Raw genomic sequence first — 25605 nt, 5'->3', positions numbered from 1 at the left:
CCTCTGCCCCTCTGCTCTAGCCTACAATTATTAGAAGTGACTTAACATTTCTTTATCTATGCAAGTAACTAAGGCTCCTTCTACAACTCCAATTCCTGGTCAATACTGGCAGTGGCGAGGGCATAAGATTTATTATGTCCATGCAGGAGAGAAACAACCGCAACGTCCACCTCTATTATTAGTGCATGGGTTTGGTGCTTCCACTGACCACTGGCGCAAGAATATCACAGGACTGTGTCTAGATTTTGAAGTATTTGCGATCGACCTTTTGGGATTTGGACGTTCAGCAAAACCAAAATTGCAGTATGGCGGTGACTTATGGCGCGACCAACTCAATGATTTTATCAGTGAAGTGATTGGTCAAAAAGCAATATTAGCAGGTAACTCTCTTGGTGGTTATGCTTGTTTGTGTGTTGCTGCACAATGTCCTGATAATGCAGCTGGTTTAGTATTGCTCAATAGTGCAGGCCCTTTTAATAAAATTGAGGCGACATCTGAGCCGGAAGCTTTACAAACTGAAATTCAGCCACCTAAACAATCTTCATCTTTAGAAAAATTATTAGGTGACTCTGTCAAGTGGATTTTTCAACAACCTTTAGCTCAATTTCTTCTATTTCAATACGTGCGACAACGTTGGGTAATTCGCCAAACTCTAGAAAAAGTTTATCTAGATAAGAGCGCAATTACAGACCAATTGATAGAAGAAATTTCTCGCCCTGCTTATGATTTTGGTGCATTGGATGTATTTGTTTCAGTATTTAGCACTCCCCAAGGAGAAAAAGTAGATGTATTGTTGAAGCAATTAAATTGTCCTTTATTGCTGTTGTGGGGAGAAGCTGATCCCTGGATGAATGCTAGAGAACGTTCCCAAAAGTTTCGTCAATATTATTCTGAACTCACGGAGCATTTTCTCAAAGCGGGTCACTGTCCTCATGACGAAGTACCCGATCAAATCAACTCACTTTTACGCGATTGGGTGTTGTCTATTAATTAAAACAATATCCTATTTTGTAGTGTGCGTTACGGCATTTGACCTAACGCACTCACTACCATTGATGAAATAAAAAACCGATAGTAGTTCTTGCTGAAAAAAACAATTAAAATATTGAATATTTTTGAGTTAGCAAATTACTTTTAATTTGATTTTTACAGTTGAAATTTCAGACGAAATTAATATAGACGTATTGACAAATACAGTAGTCATCAGTCAATGGTGAGAAAATAATCAGGTTGTGAATGCAACTAAGTATTGGGTGCAAAACGTGGATGCGATCGCTAATTGAATTTATCGAAGTAAATTGAGAACTTTGTGGAATTAACCGCGCATTTACACACAACTTTATAAGGTAATTACAATGACTTATGATTCGGAAGATGTGGAAAAAATCCTGCAAGTAGCACTAGCTCGTAAACACAAAGGAGAATTTTCACGAGAACAACTTTTAGAAATGGCAGCTGAATTAGGTATTTCCGCCAATGTTTTGGAAAAAACTGAACAAAAGTGGTTAATTCAACAAAAAGAAGAACGTTTGCAGCGCAGACTTAATACTTCTCGACGCAGAAGCTTTTGGGGACATTTGGTTTCTTACTTAGCAGTGAATTTATTCTTAATTGTGTTGAATTTAATAACTAGTCCCAGTTATTTTTGGGCTATCTTTCCACTATTAGGATGGGGATTAGGACTATTTTTTCATTGGTGGAGTGTTCATCAGAGTAAAATAGAGAATTAGAGCAGTGAACAGTTATCAAAGCAGATGGTGGTTATTTAAATCCGCCGCCAACGTTTATCACTAATCGGCTTTGAGTTTTCGGTTGTTAGTTAGCGTCGATATATAGCAATTCTCATTTGATGAGGTACACGGTTAGGGACACGGCATTGTGTCCCTACGAGTATCTATGATTGGTTTTTCGATAATGCCGATGCAGTACAAAAGTAGTACTAATCGCGCCAATGCTTAGTAGCATTAAGGAATTTCCCGGTTCTGGCACTGACACAGGTATCTCGAAGGAACCTTGAACTAAAGCTTGACCCATCAAAGGAACAGTGGGGTCTGGACTAATGATGTAATTTTCGGTAAGAGTTAGTGTGCCGATCGCACTACTAAATCTATTTGTACCACCAGTAATAGTCAGAATACCAAAAGCCGATGCCGTCAGATTTTCAAGGTCAATTGTACCAGTAAGTTTACTGCTGCCAATCAAACTATCATCACTATCGTTACTAGAAAACCTGTCAGTGAGTAGTGGTAAATCTTCTAAACTAAACGCGGTTGCATCTGAACTGATTATAGACACACCAGTATTAGGATTGAGTTGAGAATAGCTCATGCTTGAGAATTGAGTTAAGCCGTAGGAAGCATCAAGACTATTACCAACCGCCATTGTCATCGAGATATTCGGCGCAATCTCCCTCAAGCTAAGTTCTAAATTGTAGACAGCTTCAAACTCATAATTAGTTTGCGCGATTGCTTTTGTAGCATCTAACCCAAAACTTGCTAATGAAAAAACTACCGGAACAAGCCATACACTGTTTGAACGCAGCATTAGTTACTTGATTTTAAGGTTAATTTTTTAAATACCAAAAACAGCATACAGTGCCTTGAATTACAACTGCAATGAAAAAATGGACTATAATCAAAGCTTATAGACTCAATTGTTGATGGGTTTTTAAATCTTGACTATTGTTTCTATCTACATTAATTAGATTTACGTCTATTTTTATAATTTGTAATGAATAATTCTTTACCTTTAGCAGCACTACTTTGTTTGTAGTTATTCATTCCATACTGTAATTCCCACTCAAAGAGATTAAAATCGAGAAAATTGTCTCTAATTTGAGGTGAATTATCATAAGTTATGAGCCAATGATGATGGCATTTCATTATCGATTCAACAAACATCGGATGCTCAAAAGATGTGTGTAAATTACCATTTTTGCCATACAACCTGGATTTAGTAGCAGCAAAATAAGGGGGATCTAAAAATATAAATACATCTTTACCGTCTGCGTATAATAGTTCTCTATAATCCAAATTAGTAATTTTGACATCTGCCGTTAAAATTTGTTCTAACTTCTCCAGGCGATTTATTGACGAGTCAGTAAAGCGTTTATGAAAAGCTTGCTCAGAAAATCCTCCTGATTCTACAGTACCAGAGAAAGTAATTCTATTCAGAACAAAAAAACGTACTGCTCTATCAAAATCAGACAAACTGTTAGTAACTACACTAGTCAATTCTTTAAATAGTAACTTACCATCTGTGAATTTATCTTTAATACGACGTATCTCTACCACTAACTGAGGTAAATGAGATTGAGTGAATTTCCAAAACAGAAATAGCTCACGGTTTAAATCGTTAATCCAAATTTTTAGATGAGGAAATTTTTGCTTTAAATAGATAAATACAGAACCGCCACCCACAAAAGGTTCTCGAAATTCAGAAAATTTTTCTGGTAAATATTCGATTATTTGATTAATGGCTTTTGACTTACCACCTGGGTAGCGTAGTGGACTTTTGATCATAATTGTTGTAATTAATTTAGGATAAATAAGGGCATTCACTTTTTTAACAGGAGGTAGCGTGACTTCACCGATAGATGCTGTCTGGCTCAGTCGTCCTTCTATAGAAGTTGCACCCATGCTAATTGGTTGTACCCTTGTCCGCCTAATGCCAGATGGACTAATTGTGCGGGGTCTGATTGTTGAAACTGAAGCTTACATGCCCGATGATCCTGCCATGCACGCCTATCGCTGCCGCACGAAGCGAAATCAAGTCATTTTTGGCCCTGCGGGCAGGGCGTATGTATATCAAATATACGGCATTTATCATTGTCTAAATATTGTGACTGACCAAGACCAAGTAGCAAGTGCTGTTCTTATTCGTGCCCTTCAGCTAGAAAGCATTCCTTCTTGGATTCAGCCTCCACAGCGACGAAAACCCCATCTAATTGCTGCGGGGCCAGGAAAGCTCTGCCGCGCATTAATGATTGATGTTAACTTAAACACTACGCTACTTCAACCAGGACAACCATTATGGCTGGAACCTCGACATTTTCAGTTCCAACAATATCTAGAAGAAGGGCATTTAAGCTTAATACAAACTGTTCGTATCGGCTTAACCAAAGGCGTAGATTTACCTTGGCGTTGGTATTTGTCTAACTGGAGTTCTGTGCCAGTTGCGTAAGTCCTGACTATATTGCTAGTAATTAAAAGATATTTATCCGACCATCATCCGTAATATACAACGAGCGATCGCCAGGCGATCGCCAAGTGGGACGAAGTTCAACCCGCAATGTGCCGAAGTTAGGTTTGGAGACAATTGCTTGTACTGACAAACCTGTGTCATCCCAAAATATCAAAGATGTATTTGGTTCAGTACCTTCTATCTGTTCCATCTGTAATGTTTTTCCTGGACTCAGGAGAATGGGATCAGTTACAGAAGGTTTTTGCAGTTTAATGAGGCGGGGTGTGCTATTAACTACTTGAACTTGGATGCGTTGCCCAGGTGTAAACTGAATTGGCCGCGCCCCACACTTAGAAGCACAGGTTCCAGCCAGAGTTATATCGGAGCTATTAGTTGATAATAATAAAACGGTAGCAGCGGCTAAAGTAACTGGCAATATTTTAAACATGATACATAGTCTAACTAGTTGTCATAAATATTACTCCAGTTAGCTGATGTGCAGCCTCAGCAGATTTTCCTGAATTTAGAGATGTTGATTTATCACTGCTTGCTGAACTACCTCTAATGGTAAATCTAATAATTGTGCGATCGCATCCTCACTCAAACCAAACTGGATCATGCGCGGTATTGCTTCTAACTTACCTTCTTGCTTACCTTCTTGCTTACCTTCTTGCTTGCCTTCTTCTAAAGCTTCCTGATAGACTTTACTCTGTTTCAAATCATTTAAACCTAACATTGCTTCAATCTCCTCGCGGTTCTTTTGCGGTAATTTATAAACGATAATTGTCTCTATTAAGTTAATTAGGTCACCCTTAGTAGCTGCATCAGTTAGCTGCTTGTTTGCTTGTTCAATTAAGCGTCTTGCTATTTCTGGTGCGGTTTCTTCAGGCTCAATAACTAGCTTAACAACACCAACACCGATAGAATTTTCTGTTTCCAACTCATCTAAATAAACACGTCTGACTCTATTAAGAACCAGAATTTCACTAAATTGTAAATCCGGTTCTCTTTCAATGCTGCGAGTTGGATAGATGGCTACAACCTGCCAAGGGTGAGAAGGTTTATATTGCCGCAAGTAAAGAAAAAGTTCAGCAAACAGGCGGTAGTATAAATCATCATCAGGTTGAAACTGAACTTCAACTATGTAGAAGGGTTTTGCTGGGTCTTTGATAGTTGGTAAGAATAAACCATCAAGCCTGAATGCAAGTTGTTTGACTTCGCTAGATGTAAATTTATAACTAATTGCTTCTGCTGGAGACTGATTGATTAGTTCAAAAAATATACTGGGGAATGCCTGAAATAGGCTGTAAAAGATGGTATCGGTTTTCACGGTTAGGGGATAATCACACCAAAGCTGCCTAATTTAGCTTACCGTTTTGATGATGTCAGAGACGATATCTGGTAACAAGAAGCAGAGGGGAGCATCCTGCTTTTTTGCACTTAATTTATTTGGGTTTTTTATAAATTAAAAATACTGAACCTATAGGGCCAAAATTTTCTACATATATTTTTTGATTATAATATAACCCTGGAGACATCCCTCCATCAAATAACATTCCTTCTTGAATTTTACCCAAACAATTATTACGGGCAATGCCTTCTAAGACATCATCAAATTTATCTGGAACTAACTCTTGATTAATTGGCGAAAAGTCAATATTGGAATTTGCTTTGGAATCATTAACTAATAAAATCACATAACCTTTATTAGTTATTGCTGCCATAGATCTGTTAGTCGCTTGTCTACAAGCAAATTCTCCTAAATCTTCACAAATATCTTTAAATTTACCTTGACGATAGAATCTGCCATTACCACCGACTAAATTATAATTAAGAATATTTGCTGCTCTTTTACCAGCCTGAATAGTAGCTTTTCGCTCTTGTGGTTTCCCTCCTGAAATTCCAAAAGAAGAACGTCTATTTTTAAAAGCTCCCGAATACTCTACTCCACGAGAAATATTTAATCCTTGGGGTTGATTATCAGTATCTATATAATCGGCGTTAATTGCTGCTATAGGTTGTAGTCCATCTAATGTAGCATTTTGATCAGAGATAATTTCCTGAAACTGTTTTGGTACATATTCTTTGCGTATTTTTCCTCTAGCATCTTGGGCATAAAGTTTATGAGATAAACCTACATTAACTTTAAAATCTAATGCTGGTGATTGAGGATTAAAAATAATCACATGGTTGATACCTTTTGTGTATTTATCTCCTTGATTATTAGTTTTGAAAAACTCAATACTGAATTTAGGATCTTCTCCAATACAAGTTTGAGATAATTCTGGTGCGGAGATTGCCTTGATTTGTTTACAACCTGATAACAAGCTCATACTAAAGATAAATACAGATAAAAACAATATTTTGTTTACAGACATCTTAATTAATCAATAAAAACCCGCTACAGAACGACTATAGCGGGGAATAATTCAAAATTTCAATCTGGGGTTATTTTAAGAAAACCATTCTACAACGGCTTCTTCTTTGGTGTTGGTATTTCGAGAAGGTGTTTCACGATTAAACTTCATCTGAATTGACCGTGTTTGCTCACCATCGGCAGCAACAGCCAAAATTGGATAGTCAATTAAACCATCTTGGAAGGACATTTGGAAGCGGAATGTACCATCTGGATTCAACTGAATTGGGCGACCGCCAATAGTCACAGTAGCATCAGGTTCAGTTGCACCGTAGACAATTAGTTCAGCGTCAGCAATTAACCAGAATTGGCGTGGACGCATTGGTACAGCGGAAGCTGAGAAGCCAACACCTGACATTCCTGCACCAGACATGGTTAAACCAGATGTGGTGGGAACTGCCCACATACCTACACCAGAGGGGAAGATGTAGGAACTGATAGCTTCTTCAGGACGAGCAGAACCCGGTACTTGTTGCATGGAACCAAATAAAGAACCAGCAACTCTTTGTGCTTCGGCAGATTCAGCCATGCCAAAGATTTGGTCATAGATGGGGTTGCTGCCGTTTGCGCCTGTTTTTGCTGTCGCTGCGATCTTTTTGGCAGGAGGAACTAATTCGTAGACAGTCTTACCGCGCAAGTCTTCTTCAAAGTTGACGGTGACGAACACATCCTCAATCCAATCGGATGGATAAACAGGGGGGATGTGTACACGAGCAGAACGAGCCAATACCAACCAACGTCCATCACTAGCACGATAGCCGATATCAATCACATAATCGCGATCGCTCACCGGAACTGGGATGTACCATTCCCTTGCAAGCTCATCAGAAGGATATTCTTGAATGCTGTGAGGGCTTTGGTGATCTAGATCAATGTCAGTGACATCGTAGATCCGCAGTGCTAGTTGTTGTCCACCTTGCCGCCGCAGTTCTTCTTTATGTTCATTAGGAACATCCCAATAAGTATAAGCCCACTGGGGATCACGGGGTAAAAGCACAATCCGGCTGTCACCGTAACCTGCTGGTAGATCTGCGAGTCCTTCATCAACATCAGCTAGAGAGCCACCAGTGCGATCTTCTTGTCCTAATTCAAATTTTGCTGCTTCCACGGTTTCCTGTGCCTCCAGTGAACGAGATGGGCTAAGTGAAACTTTATGACGCTGGACTTCTTGAATTGCTGCCAGCAGTTGAGATTTACGCATTCGGCTATAGCGAGAAATGCTACATTCACTAGCAACTTTACGTAGTTGCCGCAGTGTCATTTCCTCTAGCGGTGGGCGTTCTTTTGCCATGAATTTGGCCTCCAGTAGTTTGAAATGTGAGTGATTTCCCCTGGTTAAAGAACCTATTCAAAATGTCATTCAGCCAGATGAATTTTTTATTCCTGACTTCTGGGTTGCCCAGTTTGTAAGTTTTTTAGTCTGTTTTTAAATTAAAGTTGACTTCCTTTCCATTCCTTGTTCGTGCCAAGATTAGCATTTCTTTGGGATCAGAAGGTGTCCTTTTGTTAAGTAAATACTAACCAGTAACCCCTAGTAGGGATCAAGGGGTATAAAGGCACTTTTTTAACTGTTCTACGAATTTATTAGCTCTTGGGGGATCAAATTGTTATAGTTTTCTGACATTTAAAGCTAGCTCGGCTTTGGAGACGCAAGTTATATGATGATTTCATGACAATAAATTTATGGATGAGTCAAAAATCTTAGTCTGCCAAGAAAAAGCAACTTGGTTGTATGCAAATTACCCGACACCTTCAAGGATGCAATGGATTATGTAAAAGTGAGTTTCTGACGCTCGATAGCAAAGCGTTGACAACTGCGCGGACTACGGAAAACTAAAATTGTTATGTATGCTAAACGGTGTATTCCAAAGATGTACCAGCGGCTAATCTTTGAGTTTTTGATCAGGAGTACCCGTAGGATAAGTAGTGGTCTGTCCCATTAATTTTGAGGGTTAGAAGAACGCAGACGCGCTCTTAGGCTACTCTTCTCCTGACGGAGACGCTACGCGAACGAGAATGCCAAGGGCGAACCTGCAAAGTACCCTAAGAGTACACAGTTAAGAGGTAAAGAAGAGAAATTTAAAACCTGATTCACCTATCAAAACTTTTGCGACAGACCACTAGTGGTCTGCCAAGAGAACTTTGCGGAGTTAATGTGAAAAAGTCCAGTTCTTTTCTCCCCCTGCTTCCCCTGCTTCCCCTGCTTCCCCTGCTTCCCCTGCCTGCCTCCACCTGTCATTTTTGGGTTGCCAGACCACTAAAGGCTTTTTGAGGATAAATTTTTGACTTGGCTGGGTGTATCCTAACCCACATTTTGCACCCCTCCCTCTAGTCAAAATAGATTTACAAGAGCAAAATGGGGAATTGCCAATTTAATTAAATCAACCTAACAAGAGAGACCAAATACCCAAAAAACTGTTAGTTAATAGCTAGTGACTTTTTGCCAAACATGACTTTGATTGCAGACGAATTGTGATGAATATAACTAATTTCCCGTGGCTGACGACGATTATTCTGTTGCCGATAGCCGCGTCACTACTGATTCCCATCATCCCAGATAAAGACGGCAAAACAGTACGCTGGTATTCCCTGATCGTAGGGTTGATAGATTTTGCGCTGATTGTTTATGCTTTTTATACTGGGTACGACTTCTCCAATCCCGATTTGCAACTGGTAGAGAGTTACCCTTGGGTTCCGCAACTAGATTTGAATTGGTCAGTAGGGGCAGATGGCTTATCAATGCCCCTAATTATTTTGACTGGATTCATTACCACGCTGGCGATTTTAGCAGCTTGGCCTGTGACTTTTAAGCCAAAGCTATTTTACTTCTTGATTTTGGCGATGTATGGCGGTCAGATTGCCGTGTTCGCTGTTCAGGATATGCTGTTATTTTTCCTGGTGTGGGAACTGGAACTAGTACCGATATACTTTCTGCTATCGATTTGGGGAGGCAAAAAGCGACAATACGCAGCGACGAAGTTCATTTTATACACTGCTGGTGGTTCGCTGTTTATTTTGCTGTCAGCCCTAACAATGGGATTTTATGGCGATACGGTGACATTTGACATGCGAGCGATCGCCCTTAAAGACTTCGCCCTCAATTTTCAACTAGCACTATATGCCGGGTTCCTGATTGCCTACGCTGTTAAATTGCCAATTATTCCCTTGCACACTTGGCTACCAGATGCCCACGGTGAAGCCACAGCGCCAGTACACATGTTACTGGCAGGTATTCTGCTGAAAATGGGCGGTTATGCCTTAATTCGGATGAATGCTCAAATGCTCCCCGATGCCCACGCTTATTTTGCGCCGGTGCTAGTAGTTTTGGGGGTAGTTAATATCATTTACGCAGCCCTTACATCCTTTGCCCAGCGAAATCTCAAACGAAAAATTGCTTACTCCTCAATTTCACACATGGGCTTTGTCACTATTGGTATTGCCTCCTTCACAGATTTGGGATTGAGTGGGGCAGTTTTACAAATGGTTTCTCACGGATTAATTGGGGCAAGTTTATTCTTCCTCGTCGGTGCAACTTATGACCGCACACACACCTTAATGTTGGATGAAATGGGTGGTGTTGGTAAGAGGATGCGGAAAATTTTCGCTATGTTTACTGCCTGTTCGATGGCTTCTTTAGCATTGCCAGGAATGAGTGGTTTTGTAGCTGAATTAATGGTGTTTGTTGGCTTTGCGACTAGCGATGCTTACAGCTCCACATTTAAAGTCATCGTGGTATTTTTGATGGCAGTTGGGGTGATTTTAACTCCGATTTATTTGCTGTCAATGTTGCGAGAAATTTTCTACGGTCAAGAGAACGAAGAATTAGTTTCTCACCAAGCTTTGATAGATGCTGAACCCCGCGAAGTTTTTATCATTGCTTGTTTGTTAGTACCAATTATTGGTATTGGTCTTTATCCCAAGTTACTTACTCAGATGTATGACGCGACAACTGTACAGTTGACAGCAAGGTTGCGTGATTCTGTGCCGACGTTAGCACAGCAAAAACAAGAAGCGCCACAAATTTCTTTGAGTGCGCCAGCGATTAGCAATTAGATAGCTATTGATTTAAATTACTACTGCTTTGAGGGTGGGTTTTTTACCCACTCTTTTTTTTTAAAATTTGCTGTCAACAGAAGTGCAGAACAGAATTTTTTACTTCAATGTTGATTAACTTAATTATTCAGGGAATTATATAACAGGGAACGGGGAATAAGCTTGAAAGTCTCTTGATATCAGGGTTTTATATTCAGCTGATGTTCTAAACTATTTGGCAACAGTTATATCTATCAAGTAACTTGTACATTAACCGGAAATATGGAAGTAAAATTAGGATTTGGAGCAGTTCCAAGACCTCAATATGTCTTTGTCAAAAAAGATAATGATTGCTGCTGGTATATGCTTGCTGAAGATAATAGGCGCATTCCAATTTATGAAAGAGCTTTAACTGGAGTGATAACAGAAATAAAAGTTGATAGACAAGTTGAAAATACATTTGGAACAGACAAAAAAACAAATTTGTGTGTCTTAGCAGATAAACCTTATATTATTCAATCAGGAAATGATACTTACTTTTCCAAAAGTTTATTATTATCCTTAGATGCCCTTACCTTTGAACAACTGCGTAATCCACTGACGATCGCAGTCAGCCCAGGAGATAGTAATGTAGTTTTTTGCAATATTTATGATCCGATGAGTTATCGCTCCTTAGATGTTAGTTGGAACGGACATCAAGAGATAGATTGGCAAGCATTAGGACAAAAAGTCAGTCTAAAAATTAACGAAAATCATAACTATCATCAAAACCAAAGTTACACATCTGAAAAACGTGAAATCTTTATAACTCAAACCGACACGTATTTAGCACAATTAAATTGGACACCAGACCAAGGAAGAGAGTATTTACAACAGAAGTATGGCAAGCGATCGCGCTTACAATTAACTGATGCAGAAATTATAGATTTCATTAATTACCTGAAACTACAACTAGCTTGATACTTTCCTTTGTGCCTTTGTGTCTTAGTGGTTAAAAAACCAATTTTTGACCACAAAGACACTAATAAAGACTAATTACACTTCGGCAGGTTGCTGTTCTTGTTGTCTCTCTATAAAAGCCTGAACACGAGTGCGATAGTTTCTCGAAGTTTCATCTGCCCAATCGCGATCATTACTATTGGCATATAAATGTACTAAAGGTTCACTAGCATCTGGCAAAACTAACAGCCAACTATCATCGTAGGGCTGACAAATTTTCACTCCATCAATCAGTTCTAAATTTTGGGCTGGATGAGTTTCGACCAAATAACGCATCAGCGCCCCCTTAGATGTCCAAGGACAGCGGACTGTGTGAGTTTTGTAAACTACACGAGGTAATTCTGCTCGCACAGTAGCAAGCGATCGCTCTTGAATAGTCAGCATTTCAATTAGTTTAGCAATGCAGAACATGGAATCAAATCCCGGATGCAGATGTGGGAAAATAAAACCAGTTTCTCCACTCCCTCCTAGTATGACATTAGGATTTTTCTGACAAGCTTCCATTAAGGCTGTAGGGTTAGCCTTGGTACGAATTACCCTGCCATCGTGGCGACGGGCAACTTGTTCGACAGCACTGGAAGCATGAACTGGTACTACTACTGTTCCTCTGGGATTAGAGGTTAACATCATGTCTACCATCAAGGCTGTTAAAGTTTCTCCACGAATCGCGGAGCCTGATTCATCAACTAAAATCAGCTGTTCTCCATTAGCTGAGACTTGGACACCAAAGTTAGCTTTGAGTGCTTCCACTACATGACCTAATTGAGTCAATAGTCCTTCACGATCAGTCACAGATACAGCCGTTTTATTTACACTAGCATTCAACACCACTGCATCAGCGCCAAATTTATCTAACATTTGGGGTAAAACTGCCCCAGACACCGCATAAACATAGTCAATTACTACTTTGGCTCGACTATGGCGCAGGGTATGAACATGTAACAGTTTCTCAAAGGCAGTGCAGTAACGGTCAATGACTTGACTGGGGTATGACACATCGCCAATTTCATGAATTTGCGATCGCCGCATGTCTTCTTTAAAGTAAGCCCCTTCGATTTTCTTTTCTAAAGCTTTGGTGATATTAATCCCCTTAGTATCCATAAATTCAATCAGGATGTAGTCAGGGCGATCTGGATGTACCCGTACATGAATGCCACCAGCCACCGCCATTGTCGGGATAATTGTCCGAGCGATGGGGATAGCTGTAGCATCAAGGTTTTGAATATTAATCCCTACTGACATCAAACCAGCAATGAGCGATCGCGTCACCATGCGCGAAACATTACGTTGGTCACGGGAGACTGTCACCTTAGAACCAGGTTTTAAAGTAGAACCATAAGCGGCTCCTAACTTCACCGCAAATTCTGGAGTAATGTCAATATTAGCTAATCCTTGTACACCACGTTGCCCAAATAAATTACGTTGGGCTGTGTTACCCCAAATCAAATTAATGTTTAAAATTGCCCCCGATTCAATCTTTTTACTCGGCCAAACACGTACACCTGGGCTAATTTGAGCTTCTTCTCCCACAGTAGAAAGAGAACCGACCACAGATGCTTCTAATACATGAGCGCGGCGGTCTACACGAGTCCCACGAGAAATTACACAAGCGCTCAGATGTGCTTCATCCCCTATAATTGCTCCATTCCAGACAATCGGACGCTTGAGATTAGCATCAGCGCCAATAGTGACGTTATCCCCAATAATGGTTCCCGACTCAATTTGCACTCTCGCCCCAATTCGGCAATTATCACCAATAATTGCTGGGGTTTCAATCGTAGCTGTTGGGTCAATGAAAGTATTTTGCCCTACCCATAAATCACTCGAAACTTCTTTATAAGCAAAATCGAGGTTGACTTTACGCTCTAATGCATCATACTGAGCTTCACGATAAGCATCTAAGTGACCTACATCACACCAGTAACCTTGAGCAATGTAACCATACATTGGCTCACCTTTTTCTAAAAGTAGAGGAAATAGATCTTTGGAAAAGTCAGATTCAGTGTTATCTGGTAGATATTCCAAAACCTCAGGTTCTAGAATATAAGTGCCAGTATTAACAGTATCTGAAAAAATCTCACTGGTAGAGGGTTTTTCTAAAAAGCGGCGAATGTTGGCTTGATCGTCGGTAATCACCACCCCAAATTCAATGGGGTTAGGAACCCTGGTTAAAATTAAAGTTGCTTTTGAGCCTTTTCGTTTGTGAAAGGCGATCGCTGCACTTAAGTCAAAATCTGTGATACTATCACCACTAATGACTAAAAAAGTTTCATCTAAAAGTTCGGCAATATTTTTTACACAGCCTGCCGTACCAAGAGGCTGGTCTTCTTCGACGGCATAAGTCATTTGTACGCCAAAATCGTCGCCATCTTGAAAGTAGTCTCTCAAAACATCAGGTAAGTAATGCAATGTTGCAATGACTTCTGTAATTTGATGTCGTTTGAGAAGATTAATAATGTGTTCGGCAATTGGTCTATTTAAGATTGGCACCATCGGTTTGGGCAAATCGCAAGTTAACGGGCGAAGCCGTGTTCCCGAACCGCCTGCCATCAGTACTGCACGCATAAATCCTCCTTAACTGTTTGCAATATTTGCTGCTTTAAGACCTGTGATAGTTATGTTGTGTTTTTCTTTCTTTAGTCTCCTACGGATATTCATATTTGAGGAACTTCCGCAAGATGCATCTGAACAGGAATAAGCATTTTTACTCATTTCATCAGCCTATCCGCTCAGAGAAAATCAATCAAGATAATTGTCAGCAAGTAACATAGATTACAAGATCAATATTTTGATCTTTTGATTTGTTTTTCTGAGGCTGATGTTCTATTTTGGCAATAGGTACTTCTGTTTGTTAACTAATTAGCTGTGATATGGAAAGCTACTTTAAACTGGAATAAGAGAATTTATCATCAAGTGACTTAGATGTCAAAGACTGATGGTTTTAATCAATACCATCAATGCTGAAATCAAATTTTATCAGTTACTAGCGGAGTTGATGAGAATGGGTAGTTTAATTACTTTTGGTTTAATAGTAGTTTATATAGGTGGTGTTTGGAAATTCTGGACTGGTTTTAGACGAACTAATTTTACTCCTAGTATATCTAACCGTCTTGGCTTGTCTTTGTTATGGCCAGCTTTATTTATTAGTAATAAATCTTATCGTCAAAACTTTAGAAAGGCGTTGAAAGGTTAGAAGTTGTTGTTACTTTGGTAGACATTTGAATTAAGAAATTGCTTGGTTTTGTATACTAATATATTAAGCTCGTAGTTGGCACTTGAGCGATCAAATGCCAACTACACAATCGTAGTAGGTAATTTTTCTACAAAACTTTGATGTTCTGATGTAGATAATCCTTGATTTAAAATGGCTAATACTTTAGCTAAGTTTCCTGATAATAAAGCCGATTTTGCTAACCATAACCCAGGAAATACTTGCGAACAAATAATATCACCTGTGTTCGGCTCAAGTTGGATATACTCTCCTTCGTTTAACCTAAACCAATCAAATTGACGATCATAAACTCGCCAAACTAAATATTCTTGGACTTGATTACGACGATATACTTTTAGTTTTTCATGCAAATCGTATGAAGCACTAGAAGCGGCAATTTCTACAATTAATTCTGGCGCACCTTCAACATAATCATCTTTGCTAATCGTTGATTGTCCACCTTGTTCTATTCTCAGTATCGCATCCGGTTGTGGTTCGTTATCGGCATCGATGATAACTGTAGTATTATCTGCTAAGCCTACGCCTGGGGTTGCTGCTTTGTAAACTCCTAGCCAAGTCATAATATAAGCATGGGGTTCTCCATGACTTTTGATTCTCAAGGGTGATGCTACGTAAACAGTTCCTGCAATCAATTCTGCTTTCTTTAGATGAGGCATAGCGCGATAACGCCGCTCAAAGTCTTGGCGGGTGAGTTTGTCGCCGTTTTCTAAAGGCGGAATTGTCAACAGTTCAGAAGTTGTGTCAGCAGATATCATAATTTTTAAGGGTGATGGCGAATTACTGACATGACTAAATTTTACCGAAAAAAGCAAATCCCGACCTGATGTTACAAGTTTTTGGCTGTGATTAATTTCTTTAGTGTTGCCACAACTTTTGTAAGCTCAAGGTGTGTTGCTAGAAAGGAAATATATTCTGTTTCAACACATCTAGGCGCGAACATTTCCAATAATCAATATGGGAAATAATCAAACTATCAGAATTTAGACCTAACTCACTCCAACCAGGGATAGAAATGCGTGGTTTCCAAGGTAAAGGAGTATTCCAACTCAGTGTCCACTCAGTTTTAATTGTGTTTCCCAAAAGTTTGATATCGTGCAAATCCATTTGGGGATCGATAAACCAAGTTTGGATAAACTTAATCATCGTTTTGTAACGTTCAACGCCGTTAAATTTATTTAATGGATCTTGAAAATAAACATCTTCTGAATAAATGCTATATGTTTGATTAGCTGGAAATCTTTGATAGTCTTGTTTGAGGATTTCAATAATATCCATAATGATTGCCTTTTAGGGATTTAAATCTACCTCACTCCAGAGGCGTTCTAACTGACGTTGCCAAGCTGCTAGTACTTCTTCTCGCGCTGCTGATGTTTGATTGATTTCCCCCATCAATCCTTCTGCATAAAAGCGTTCTAAAGTTTGCATAGTAGCTGAAAGTGATTGTCCCTGCTGTTTTGCAACCTGGATAATTTGCCGGATGCGGCTTTCAATTAATTGGTTAAAGACATTATTTAAACCAGCTTCATGTAAAGATATTAGTCGAGCGATCGCACTCTTAAAATCTGCACTTACTAAAGTGATAGTATTGTGATAGAACACTCCCCAAATTACCCCTTCATGGAAAGCGTAGCGGACTTCTTGAGTTTCATCAAAATTAGCTTCTAAAAACTGTGCTAAAAATTCCTGAGCTTCTTGAATTGGGGCAATTGGTAGTAAAATTCGTAGCCAAGCATGATCTTCAGATAGTAGTACCAATAAGCGAAAATTAGCAGTATCTACTTGCCAAGAGGTAGGAGCGATCGCTTGTACATCTGTTGGCTCAAATAATTCTGTCAGCGTAGCCGCAATTTCTTCAGGTGTCATTATTATAATAGGGAACAGGGAACAGGAGATAAGCTTGAAAGTCTTTTGATGTCAGGGTTTTATGATTAGTTGATGTTCTAAATCACCTGACAAAAACTATATCTATCCTACTCATTAGTTGCTGCTTCTAGCCAAACTTCCACATCATCAGCTAATAACTTTTGTGCTGCTTCTAACATTGATGATGCTATGTCTTTGAGATCTTCGCGGTTATTTAAGTAGGTTTTTAAAGCTTCCATTGGGTCAATACTACTACTAGCGCTTAATTCGGGAATACGGGGCCGAGCTAACTGACTAACTAATTCTGCTTGAATAGTATAGGTGTGGGCTGGACTTAAGGCAGTATGTAAAGAGGCGCTATCAATTATATCGATCTGTTCTGAGCGAAGCTTATAAATTAATCGCACTACAGCATCTTGAATATCATGTTTAGCGATCGCTTTGATTAATGCAGCTTGAGGATCGTCGGCTTTGGAGATATCCACCTCGATTGTGCAGAAAGTCCGAACTGGCAAAGGACAAAATTCCCAATCAACTTGTTTCCCTTCCAGTGTGATCATTACATAGCCTTTGTCTTCTTTTTCTTCACTAAAATCTACTCGCTCAATACTCCCTGGATAAATCACCGGCGGGTTGTTGGATTTATTCAAATTTTGATGGCGGTGGACGTGTCCCAAGGCGACATAATCAAAACAAGGTCGTGTCAGCAAAGACAAAGGTAAAGTAAAGCCTTTACCAACTGCCAAGAAACGTTCGGCTCCCAAGGTAGCATTATCAGCCATTAAATGAGCCAAAAGAATTGTTGGTACATCTGGGTCAAGACGACGAATTTCTCCCTCTAAAACCACTTGCAGCCGTTCTGTTAATAGTTGATTGACTTCTGATAAAGACAAACCTTCTGTTTCTTGGCGAGTCATTAGTGTTGAGCGAGTCAACCAAGGTAAAGTGATCACTTGGACGCTGCCATTGCGAGTAGATATACAGTGAGTAGTTAACGTATCACCTACAACAAACCCTGGTACTCCTAGGGTGCGGTAAATATTTAAACTTGCTCCTCCCTGTCCTTGGGAATGTTGGTCGTGGTTGCCTACCAATAGCACTGTAGGAATGTCAGCATCTACGAGGCGGCGAAACTGACTAGCAAAGGCTTCTTGTACATACGGCGGCGGAGTGGCATCAGGAAAAGCATCACCGCCAAATATTACTAAATCCACCCCATCTGCTAGCGCTCGGTCAATGCATTGAGATAGGGTATTGACAAAATCCTCTAACCGTGTATTTAAGCCTGTGGCTGGATTGACTCGTCCATGAGAGAAACTACTTCCCATGTGGATATCGGAGAGGTGGAGGATTTTAATCATAATTTTAGTTAGTAACGATTATTCATTCGTTATTTATATTAATGACTATAATGGCGATCGCTTGCGTGTAATACAATAATATGGCTTTTAATACCAATTTAATGTGAAGCTGCATAGAATAGAGCTTCTAGAATAAAGTTATAAGAAAAGACAGAAATTACCTGATCAATTGTAAGTTGGTCGAATAATTCTTGAATGCGATCGCGTAAAACTCAAAGATGACGCTGATAAAGACCCTGCTTTGATAGTTGAAGATGTCAATAATGATACCCTTATCCTCAGACATGTTTCTCATGAAGACACATCAACATACCCCATCACCGCAGTACGCGAAAAAGTTGGTGAAAACGGCTCCCCATCAAGCGCCAAAGCCGCTGTGACAGACTAATAGTAGGATAGGTTCAGATGAAAATCTTGCTGATCGAAGATGACGAAGTTTTAGCGAGTGCTTTGTTACAGTCTCTTACCCAACACCACTATGCTGTTGAAATTGCACAAGATGGACAAATTGGCTGGGAATATGCCCAAGGTACAAACTACGACCTGATATTAACAGATGTTGGACTGCCGAAACTCGATGGCATTACTTTGTGTCAGCGCTTACGTTCTAGTCGCTGTTCCACTCCTATTTTGTTGATCACAGCAAAAGATGAAACTAATGATCGCATTCGTGGACTCGATGCTGGAGCAGATGATTATCTCATTAAACCTTTAAATTTGGGAGAACTCCAAGCAAGGGTACGCGCTTTGTTACGTCGCGGCGATACTCCTCGTCCTCCAGTGCTAGAAGTTGGGGCATTGCGGTTAGATCCAAGTATTTGCAAGGTAACATACGATAATCAAGTTCTGGATTTAACACCCAAAGAATATGGTCTGCTAGAGTTATTACTGCGAAATCCATTGCGGGTTTTTAGTCGCGGAGATATTATCGAACATCTCTGGACTTTTGACGATCCACCCCAAGAGGAAACCGTTAAGTCTCATATTAAGTGGTTGCGACACAAGTTAAAAGTAGTTGGAGCCGTAGACTGGATTGAAAACGTTTATGGTTTGGGATATCGCTTAAACTCCCAAAAAGTTACTAGTAGTAGAAATAGCGAAAAAATAATTCAAAAAAATCCAAAGCAAAATTCCTTAATATCCGATACTTCCCCATCCGTTGAACAGCAATTTAACCAAGCAATGAGCGGGTTGTGGAATCAATACCAAGGGCTAATGACACAGCGAATGGAGGTACTGCAACAAGCAGCTAAAGCACTATCTAGCGGCACACTAACTATAGAGTTACGTAAATCGGCAGAACGTGAAGCGCACAAGCTAGCTGGTGTTTTGGGAATGTTTGAACAAGAAACAGGCACTCAAATAGCGCGGGAAATCGAACAAACTTTAGATAAAGATAGAGAGCTGTTACCAGCACAAAAACGCCAACTGATATCGCTAATACAAGAGTTAGGCAATTTATTAAATCTAATGTCACAAAAGGTAGTTAATCAAACTGCTACCTTGATAGAGGAAGAGATTAGTCCCAATTTACTGTTAATAGACCCTGATTTACAGCTGGGTTCACAGTTGCAACAATTAGCATATTCTCCTACAGAAATGCGCTGGCAACAAATAACAACGCTAGAAAATGCAAGAAACTTCTTGCAAACCAACTCACCAGATTTAGTAGTACTAAATGTAGATGAAATAGGGCAGCGAGAGGAAAGTTTGGCACTAATGTTAAATTTAGCAACACGTACTCCTCCTGTACCTGTTCTAATCCTGGCTATCACTGATCAGCTAATAGATCGCGTGACTTTGGCTCAGTCTGGGGCGCGGGGTTTTCTTGTTAAGCCTGTGACAGCAATTCAAATCGGAGAAACTGCATCTCAAATATTGCAGTTTACCCGTTCTTTAACAGTAAATATATTAGTAGTTGATGATGATCCACTGATTTTAGCGGCACTAGCCCCAATGTTAGAACCTTGGGGAATGCGTATCACTGGCTTGGACGATCCTCTACGTTTCTGGGAAGTATTACAAGCTACTGCACCAGATTTGTTGATTTTGGATGTGGAAATGCCCCACATCAATGGTATGGAACTTTGCCAGGCAGTCCGCACAGATCCCCAATGGCAGGAATTGCCAATTGTATTTCTGACAGCTCATCGGGAGATGGAAACGGTGCAGCAGGTATTTGCTGCTGGGGGAGATGATTATGTAGTGAAACCTGTTGTAGGGGCAGAACTGTTAGCAAGGATTACCCATCGCCTTGAACGCAGTCGCCTACTCCAATCGCTCTCTACCAAAGACTCTTTAACGGGACTAGCAAATCAGTTCCAATCTAGCCGTGACTTACAACACCTGATTACTCAAGCCGAGAAAAATCAGCAATCGGTTTACTTGATGATCTTGAGTATCAGTGATTTACGCCAAATTAATATTCAGCACAGTCATGAGGCTGGTAATCAAGTATTGCAACGATGGAGTCGTCTATTGCAATCGGTCTTTTACAATGGTGAAATATTGGGCTATTGGGGTAACGGAGAATTTGTAGTAGGAGTTTCTGGGTTTTCTGAAACAGAACGGCTGATTGTTCAACATCGCCTGAGTGAAATTTTAACCAAGCTCCGCCAACAAGTATTTACAGCTTTCAATGGCGATCGCTTCCAGGCAACCTGCAATTATGCTGTAGTTGAGTATCCTCATGATGGGTTGAAGCTACAATCTTTATACCAAGTTGCTAATTCCATGCTCAAGCATAACTAAAGTTCGCCTTCTAACTGTTGGGCTACCAGTCTGGCAAATAACCCTGATTGGGCAATCAGTTCCGAAAAATTACCTACTTGTACAACATGACCAGCATCAATAACATAGATGCGATCGGCATGACGAATCGTACTGAGGCGATGGGCAATTACCACTCTAGTAGCATTTAACTTTGCTAAACTTGCAGTCACAATTGCTTGGGTACGGTTGTCTAAAGCACTAGTTGCCTCATCCATCAAAATAATTTTCGGCTGGGAAACAAGCGATCGCGCAATTAATAATCTTTGTCGTTGTCCACCAGAAAGATTAGTCCCTCCCTCGCTAATTATGGTATGCATTCCCATTGGCATTTGCTCAATGTCGCTAGCCAAGCCTGCCATTCGTGCCGCTTCCCAAGCTTGTTCTTGCGTTACCAAGGCTCTAGCAGTAATATTCTGAAAAATTGAGCCTGTGCCGATTTTACCGTTTTGTAGCACCACTCCTAACTGTCTTCGCACAGCCTGAATATCTAACTCTGTTAAGTCTTTGCCATCATAGAAGACGCTGCCTGTTAATGGAGTTTCAAACCCCAATAACAACCGCAATATTGTTGATTTTCCGCTTCCTGAAGGGCCAACGATTGCGATAAATTCTCCTGGTTCGGCATGAAGGCTGACATCGTTAAGAATTAAATTTTTATTTTCCGAGTAGCGAAAGCTGACACAATTTAGGGCGATACGACCGCTTAACTCACCAGGATTTGCTTTAGTTGAGTCTGATTCTGGTTGCGATCGCCAAATTGGTTTAGCCCGTTCCCAAATTGGTAGAATACCCAAGATGTCGGTTACAGTATTGCTCAAGTCAATCACTCCCTTAATAAAAATTGCTAAAGCATAGTTAAAAGCAACGAATGTCCCAAGATTTAACTTTGTCTGCATTACCAACATCACAAACCCAAACAGCAGCAAAGTACTAATTAAAGGCAGTGCTTCGTTAAATATAGAAACGCCGTCTTTTACTTGTTGCCAACTCGCCTTTAAACGGATTTGTTGACTGTACTTTTTTGCCCAAGCTGCGAATGCTCGTTCTTCTGCCATTGCTACCCGCAGCTTGGCAACACCATTAATCAGTTGCACAGTCAGTCCTTGGATTGCACCATCTAGTTCTTGCTGTTTTTGTGATTTTCTAACTAAAAGGAAGTTGGAAACAGCCGTTACCACAGCAGCAGCAATTGCTAAACTCACCCCCACAAGAGCTAGTTGCCAACTGTAAACAAACATCAGTGCTAAGTTGAATAAAGCAAAAACTCCACTCAACAAAGTTCTTTGAGTCGCACCACTGAGTTTTTCATGAATTTGTCTCACCGCCATCACACGGTTGACCAAATCTCCAGAAGCATATTGACGAAAAAAACCGGGACTTAATCTCAGCAGTCGATCCCAGATGGCTGGCTGCAAGGCGCTATCAGTAGCACTTTCAACTCGTAGGGTGATAATGCCTTGGGCAATCTGAAAAGCTAACTGCCCAAAAGCTGCTGCTAACAATACCAATCCTATCTGCCACAGTAAGGCGCGATCGCTATCAGGAATAGCACTGTTGATTAAAATTATGGTTGCCTGGGGTGCAATCATTCCCAGCAACGTCCCCATTATCCCCACGATCGCAATATTAATCATGTCTTTTTCGTAGCCCTTCACCCCAAATTGAAGTAGCTCAATGGCATTGTTCACAACCTTGGGTAACGGTCGATACAAAACATAAGCTACATCTTTCAGTGTTTTGGCTACTGAAGCATTGAGGGGTGTGCGAGTTTGTGCTGTGGGGTCAAATACGAGATAACTTTGATTTTCCGTGGGTAATAAAGCTACTGGGTGGTTTTCTAACTGGGTGTAAGCTAACAAAGGCCCTAGATCTTGTTGCCACCAATCATTTGTTAAAGTTATCCGCCGAATCCGAATTTGTGAGGCTCTAGCGATCGCCGCGATCGGGTCTTTAATAGAATTTAAATCCTCTATTGGTGGACGAATTTCTATTCCTAGCGATCGCCCGACTGCCCCAACTGCTACCAGTAATGGCGACCCTTCCTGAAAGAAAACCGCCTCCTGCTGTGGCTGCAAAACTGCTGCCAAATCAGAAAGTGCTGCCTCTATTACTTGCTGATTAAATTGCTCGCGTTCCTGAAACTGCCGAAATTCTGCTTCTTTGTTCGCCAGCAAACTAAAGTAGTGAAAGAAATAAGTATGCAGCCTGGCCAAACCTGCCAAGAGTTCCTCAGAATTTTCTAAATCTGTCGTTGGCAATATCTGTCCAGTAACCGCATTGTCTGCCTCTAGCCACATGGCAGGCGTCAGCGGAAACACTGGCGAAGTGGAATTAATCGTTAATTCAGCAATTCCCATCCAACGAGTACTACCTTGCTGTAACTTCACCCATACAAGTGTTGTTTGCTGTAGTGTTTCACCAGGCGATAACGAAAAATCGCGCTCAAATACCGACACTTGGCTCAATGGCGTTGTTAAAATAGTTTGCTGGGCGCTAAGAAATTGCCCTAAATGATATATCCAACCTTCCAAAAGTGCGACTGATTCCAAATCAGCCATTGACATCTGACATAATTTTGTGGGTGCTATTGCTACTACCACAAATCCCCATTCCCCAGATGTACTAAACAATGCCTCACCAGCGCCGACATGAAATAGATAGTGGCGATGTTTTTCAAGTGAAGCATTTTTAACTTGAGTGGCAAACACCGCCAATGTTCCAGACTGCACTATCCAGAATGTTTCTGGATTGTTTAACAGTACTGGTTCATTTGCTTGAACAGAGGAGATTTTAGAAGAAGGATTCACTTGCGGGCTATTCACTGCTCAACGAATGGAATGTTTCTTTGAGGCTAAGATGCCCCTTGATTGTGATTATTTTGGCATAGCGATCGCTTCTGGTATATTGCCTTTGATAGCTTGTGGCAATCAGCCCAATCAAACCAGGTATAACTTTTAGCAATGGCAGAATATGACAACCTGTGTAAAATCCTTGCACAAACATATCCTTTTGATTTTGCCCGTTGGTTATTAAATCAACAACCGCAACAAATTACCATTTTAAAAACTGAATTGAGTATCGAACCGATACGCGCTGATTCGGTGATATTTCTCCAAACCGAAAATCGCATCTTACACCTAGAATTTCAAACTACGATTCAATCCAAAACACCAATTGCTCTACGAATGCTGGATTATTACGTCAGACTCACACGGAAATATCAAGTACCAGTGACACAGGTGGTGATTTTCTTGCAAGAAACAACAGATGAAATTGCTTGGACTGAAGAATACGTCAGCGAAGTTACCACTCACCGATATCGAGTCATACGGATGTGGGAACAAGATTCAAATTTCTTTTTGAATAATTTGGCACTATTACCACTAGCACCTTTGACAAGAACAGATTCAGCCCAGGTATTATTATCTCAGGTGGCAGAGGAAATTGCTAAAATTCCAGATATCGGGATTAGACAAAATACAGCAGCTTATACAGAGATATTAGCAGGGTTGAGGTTTGAGAAAGATTTGATTCATCAACTACTGAGCGAGGATATGATGCAAGAGTCAGTTATTTATCAGGATATTTTGCTCAAGGGAGAGAGACAAGGAGAACAAAAAGGAGAAAAAAAAGGAGAACAAAGGGAAGCCTTGCGTTTTTTACAGCGTCAGTTAAATCGGCGATTTGGAGAAATAGATTCATCAATAATTGAGCGTCTGAGGGTTTTATCTACTGAACAGTTAGAAGTATTAGGAGAGGAGTTTTTAGATTTTGCCAATGTATCTGATTTAGTTGCTTGGCTTGAGCAGAATATCAACAAATAAAGTAGTTTGGAGTAATACTAACTTGAGTGCGATCGCTTGATAGTTTGTGGCAATCAGCCCAGTCAAACCAGGTATAACTTTTAGCAATGGCAGAATATGACAACCTGTGTAAAATCCTTGCACAAACATATCCTTTTGATTTTGCCCGTTGGTTATTAAATCAACAACCGCAACAAATTACCATTTTAAAAACTGAATTGAGTATCGAACCGATACGCGCTGATTCGGTGACATTTCTCCAAACCGAAAATCGCATCTTACACCTAGAATTTCAAACTACGATTCAATCCAAGACACCAATTGCTCTACGAATGTTGGATTATTACGTCAGACTGACGCGAAAATATCAAGTGTCGGTGACACAGGTGGTAATTTTCTTGCAAGAAACAACAGATGAAATTGCTTTTACTGAAGAATACATCAGCGAAGTTACAAATCATCGATATCGAGTCATACGGATGTGGGAACAAGATTCAAATTTCTTTTTGAGTAATTTGGCACTATTACCGCTAGCACCTTTGACAAGAACAGATTCAGCCCAGGTATTATTATCTCAGGTGGCAGGGGAAATTGCTAAAATTCCAGATATCGGGATTAGACAAAATACAGCAGCTTATACAGAGATATTAGCAGGGTTGAGGTTTGAAAAAGATTTGATTCGTCAACTACTGAGCGAGGATATGATGCAAGAGTCAGTTATTTATCAGGATATTTTACTCAAGGGAGAACAAAAAGAAGCCCTGCGTTTTTTACAGCGCCTTTTGAGTCGGCGATTTGGAGAAATAGATTCATCAATAATTGAGCGTCTGAGGGTTTTATCTACCGAACAGTTAGAAATATTAGGAGAGGAGTTTTTAGATTTTGCCAATGTATCTGATTTAGTTGCTTGGCTTGAACAGAATATTAATAAATAAAACTGAGCGA

The 25605-nt window shown here is 40.2% G+C and carries 22 protein-coding genes; 10 read left to right on the top strand and 12 right to left on the bottom strand.

Going from position 1 to position 25605, the window contains the following annotated elements; genetic code table 11:
• Nucleotides 1-58 precede the first annotated feature (58 nt).
• Both QI031_RS16405 and QI031_RS16400 read left to right on the top strand, forming a co-directional pair.
• Nucleotides 59-994 carry an alpha/beta fold hydrolase gene (locus QI031_RS16405; protein WP_281480733.1) on the top strand — a complete coding sequence of 312 codons (936 nt, stop codon included), beginning with the start codon at nucleotides 59-61 and terminating at the stop codon, nucleotides 992-994.
• Nucleotides 995-1355: 361 nt separating this feature from the next.
• Nucleotides 1356-1730: a 2TM domain-containing protein gene (locus tag QI031_RS16400; RefSeq protein ID WP_281480732.1), complete on the top strand. Its 375-nt coding sequence runs from the start codon at nucleotides 1356-1358 to the stop codon at nucleotides 1728-1730.
• Nucleotides 1731-1884: 154 nt separating this feature from the next.
• On the opposite strand, the gene QI031_RS16395 is transcribed toward QI031_RS16400, so the two are convergent.
• Nucleotides 1885-2544, bottom strand: a complete 660-nt coding sequence (locus QI031_RS16395) for a hypothetical protein (protein ID WP_281480731.1) — start codon at nucleotides 2542-2544, stop codon at nucleotides 1885-1887.
• A gap of 152 nt (nucleotides 2545-2696) precedes the next feature.
• Nucleotides 2697-3521, bottom strand: coding sequence for a DNA adenine methylase (locus QI031_RS16390; RefSeq protein ID WP_281480730.1), 825 nt, complete (start codon nucleotides 3519-3521; stop codon nucleotides 2697-2699).
• A gap of 58 nt (nucleotides 3522-3579) precedes the next feature.
• Here QI031_RS16390 and QI031_RS16385 point away from each other — a divergent pair, with 58 nt between their 5' ends.
• Entirely contained in the window at nucleotides 3580-4182 is a 603-nt protein-coding gene (locus tag QI031_RS16385) for a DNA-3-methyladenine glycosylase (protein WP_281480729.1), read from the top strand.
• 22 nt (nucleotides 4183-4204) lie between these two features.
• Here QI031_RS16385 and QI031_RS16380 read toward each other — a convergent pair whose 3' ends face one another.
• The 4 genes from QI031_RS16380 to QI031_RS16365 form a co-directional block, all read right to left on the bottom strand.
• Nucleotides 4205-4630, bottom strand: coding sequence for a hypothetical protein (locus tag QI031_RS16380; protein ID WP_281480728.1), 426 nt, complete (start codon nucleotides 4628-4630; stop codon nucleotides 4205-4207).
• Between the two features lie 75 nt (nucleotides 4631-4705).
• Nucleotides 4706-5512 carry an Rpn family recombination-promoting nuclease/putative transposase gene (locus tag QI031_RS16375; RefSeq protein WP_281480727.1) on the bottom strand — a complete coding sequence of 269 codons (807 nt, stop codon included), beginning with the start codon at nucleotides 5510-5512 and terminating at the stop codon, nucleotides 4706-4708.
• Between the two features lie 115 nt (nucleotides 5513-5627).
• A complete protein-coding gene (locus QI031_RS16370) occupies nucleotides 5628-6560 on the bottom strand; it encodes a phosphodiester glycosidase family protein (protein ID WP_281480726.1) in 933 nt (310 codons plus the stop codon).
• Nucleotides 6561-6635: 75 nt separating this feature from the next.
• A complete protein-coding gene (locus QI031_RS16365) occupies nucleotides 6636-7889 on the bottom strand; it encodes a DUF4912 domain-containing protein (protein ID WP_281480725.1) in 1254 nt (417 codons plus the stop codon).
• A 1184-nt stretch (nucleotides 7890-9073) separates the two neighbouring features.
• Here QI031_RS16365 and QI031_RS16360 point away from each other — a divergent pair.
• Nucleotides 9074-10651, top strand: coding sequence for an NAD(P)H-quinone oxidoreductase subunit 4 (locus tag QI031_RS16360; RefSeq protein ID WP_281480724.1), 1578 nt, complete (start codon nucleotides 9074-9076; stop codon nucleotides 10649-10651).
• 261 nt (nucleotides 10652-10912) lie between these two features.
• Entirely contained in the window at nucleotides 10913-11590 is a 678-nt protein-coding gene (locus QI031_RS16355) for a hypothetical protein (protein ID WP_281480723.1), read from the top strand.
• A 75-nt stretch (nucleotides 11591-11665) separates the two neighbouring features.
• Here QI031_RS16355 and QI031_RS16350 read toward each other — a convergent pair whose 3' ends face one another.
• Complete coding sequence (locus tag QI031_RS16350) at nucleotides 11666-14194, bottom strand: mannose-1-phosphate guanyltransferase (protein ID WP_281480722.1); 2529 nt, start codon at nucleotides 14192-14194, stop codon at nucleotides 11666-11668.
• Nucleotides 14195-14630: 436 nt separating this feature from the next.
• Between QI031_RS16350 and QI031_RS16345 the strand changes: the two genes are divergently transcribed.
• Nucleotides 14631-14822, top strand: a complete 192-nt coding sequence (locus QI031_RS16345) for a hypothetical protein (RefSeq protein ID WP_281486050.1) — start codon at nucleotides 14631-14633, stop codon at nucleotides 14820-14822.
• Between the two features lie 101 nt (nucleotides 14823-14923).
• Here QI031_RS16345 and QI031_RS16340 read toward each other — a convergent pair whose 3' ends face one another.
• The 4 genes from QI031_RS16340 to sbcD form a co-directional block, all read right to left on the bottom strand.
• Nucleotides 14924-15616: a Uma2 family endonuclease gene (locus QI031_RS16340; RefSeq protein ID WP_281480721.1), complete on the bottom strand. Its 693-nt coding sequence runs from the start codon at nucleotides 15614-15616 to the stop codon at nucleotides 14924-14926.
• A gap of 139 nt (nucleotides 15617-15755) precedes the next feature.
• Nucleotides 15756-16136, bottom strand: a complete 381-nt coding sequence (locus QI031_RS16335) for a C6orf136 family protein (protein WP_281480720.1) — start codon at nucleotides 16134-16136, stop codon at nucleotides 15756-15758.
• Nucleotides 16137-16148: 12 nt separating this feature from the next.
• Nucleotides 16149-16724: a hypothetical protein gene (locus QI031_RS16330; RefSeq protein ID WP_281480719.1), complete on the bottom strand. Its 576-nt coding sequence runs from the start codon at nucleotides 16722-16724 to the stop codon at nucleotides 16149-16151.
• Nucleotides 16725-16831: 107 nt separating this feature from the next.
• The gene (gene sbcD / locus QI031_RS16325; protein WP_281480718.1) at nucleotides 16832-18085 is read right to left on the bottom strand and encodes an exonuclease subunit SbcD; all 1254 of its coding nucleotides are present in this window, start codon (nucleotides 18083-18085) and stop codon (nucleotides 16832-16834) included.
• Nucleotides 18086-18326: 241 nt separating this feature from the next.
• Between sbcD and QI031_RS16320 the strand changes: the two genes are divergently transcribed.
• Nucleotides 18327-18473, top strand: a complete 147-nt coding sequence (locus QI031_RS16320) for a hypothetical protein (protein WP_281480717.1) — start codon at nucleotides 18327-18329, stop codon at nucleotides 18471-18473.
• 17 nt (nucleotides 18474-18490) lie between these two features.
• Nucleotides 18491-20836 carry a response regulator gene (locus QI031_RS16315; protein ID WP_281480716.1) on the top strand — a complete coding sequence of 782 codons (2346 nt, stop codon included), beginning with the start codon at nucleotides 18491-18493 and terminating at the stop codon, nucleotides 20834-20836.
• Here QI031_RS16315 and QI031_RS16310 read toward each other — a convergent pair.
• Nucleotides 20833-23664 (bottom strand): NHLP bacteriocin export ABC transporter permease/ATPase subunit, encoded by a 2832-nt coding sequence (locus QI031_RS16310; protein WP_281480715.1) that lies wholly within the window; start codon nucleotides 23662-23664, stop codon nucleotides 20833-20835. The two genes, QI031_RS16315 and QI031_RS16310, sit on opposite strands and share 4 nt — an antisense overlap.
• A 153-nt stretch (nucleotides 23665-23817) precedes the next feature.
• On the opposite strand from QI031_RS16310, the gene QI031_RS16305 reads away from it, so the two are divergent.
• A complete protein-coding gene (locus QI031_RS16305) occupies nucleotides 23818-24681 on the top strand; it encodes a DUF4351 domain-containing protein (RefSeq protein ID WP_281480714.1) in 864 nt (287 codons plus the stop codon).
• 86 nt (nucleotides 24682-24767) lie between these two features.
• Complete coding sequence (locus QI031_RS16300; protein WP_281480713.1) at nucleotides 24768-25595, top strand: DUF4351 domain-containing protein; 828 nt, start codon at nucleotides 24768-24770, stop codon at nucleotides 25593-25595.
• The last annotated feature ends 10 nt before the right edge of the window (nucleotides 25596-25605 follow it).

Origin of the sequence: Halotia branconii CENA392 (genome assembly GCF_029953635.1) — a bacterium.
GTDB classification, from domain to species: Bacteria; Cyanobacteriota; Cyanobacteriia; order Cyanobacteriales; family Nostocaceae; genus Halotia; species Halotia branconii.
Note: the sequence above shows the minus strand (reverse complement) of the source record. Positions and strands in the feature narration are given on the sequence as shown.

Bases quoted from the DNA above. Each gene is read 5' to 3' on its own strand.
- QI031_RS16305 (WP_281480714.1), top strand. From the start codon at position 23,818: ATGGCAGAATATGACAACCTGTGTAAAATCCTTGCACAAACATATCCT.
- QI031_RS16405 (WP_281480733.1), top strand. From the start codon at position 59: ATGCAAGTAACTAAGGCTCCTTCTACAACTCCAATTCCTGGTCAATAC.
- QI031_RS16315 (WP_281480716.1), top strand. From the start codon at position 18,491: ATGAAAATCTTGCTGATCGAAGATGACGAAGTTTTAGCGAGTGCTTTG.
- QI031_RS16335 (WP_281480720.1), bottom strand. From the start codon at position 16,136: ATGGATATTATTGAAATCCTCAAACAAGACTATCAAAGATTTCCAGCT.
- QI031_RS16300 (WP_281480713.1), top strand. From the start codon at position 24,768: ATGGCAGAATATGACAACCTGTGTAAAATCCTTGCACAAACATATCCT.
- QI031_RS16345 (WP_281486050.1), top strand. From the start codon at position 14,631: ATGGGTAGTTTAATTACTTTTGGTTTAATAGTAGTTTATATAGGTGGT.
- QI031_RS16360 (WP_281480724.1), top strand. From the start codon at position 9,074: ATGAATATAACTAATTTCCCGTGGCTGACGACGATTATTCTGTTGCCG.
- QI031_RS16400 (WP_281480732.1), top strand. From the start codon at position 1,356: ATGACTTATGATTCGGAAGATGTGGAAAAAATCCTGCAAGTAGCACTA.
- QI031_RS16370 (WP_281480726.1), bottom strand. From the start codon at position 6,560: ATGTCTGTAAACAAAATATTGTTTTTATCTGTATTTATCTTTAGTATG.
- QI031_RS16350 (WP_281480722.1), bottom strand. From the start codon at position 14,194: ATGCGTGCAGTACTGATGGCAGGCGGTTCGGGAACACGGCTTCGCCCG.
- QI031_RS16355 (WP_281480723.1), top strand. From the start codon at position 10,913: ATGGAAGTAAAATTAGGATTTGGAGCAGTTCCAAGACCTCAATATGTC.
- QI031_RS16365 (WP_281480725.1), bottom strand. From the start codon at position 7,889: ATGGCAAAAGAACGCCCACCGCTAGAGGAAATGACACTGCGGCAACTA.
- QI031_RS16330 (WP_281480719.1), bottom strand. From the start codon at position 16,724: ATGACACCTGAAGAAATTGCGGCTACGCTGACAGAATTATTTGAGCCA.
- QI031_RS16380 (WP_281480728.1), bottom strand. From the start codon at position 4,630: ATGTTTAAAATATTGCCAGTTACTTTAGCCGCTGCTACCGTTTTATTA.
- QI031_RS16340 (WP_281480721.1), bottom strand. From the start codon at position 15,616: ATGATATCTGCTGACACAACTTCTGAACTGTTGACAATTCCGCCTTTA.
- sbcD (WP_281480718.1), bottom strand. From the start codon at position 18,085: ATGATTAAAATCCTCCACCTCTCCGATATCCACATGGGAAGTAGTTTC.
- QI031_RS16395 (WP_281480731.1), bottom strand. From the start codon at position 2,544: ATGCTGCGTTCAAACAGTGTATGGCTTGTTCCGGTAGTTTTTTCATTA.
- QI031_RS16390 (WP_281480730.1), bottom strand. From the start codon at position 3,521: ATGATCAAAAGTCCACTACGCTACCCAGGTGGTAAGTCAAAAGCCATT.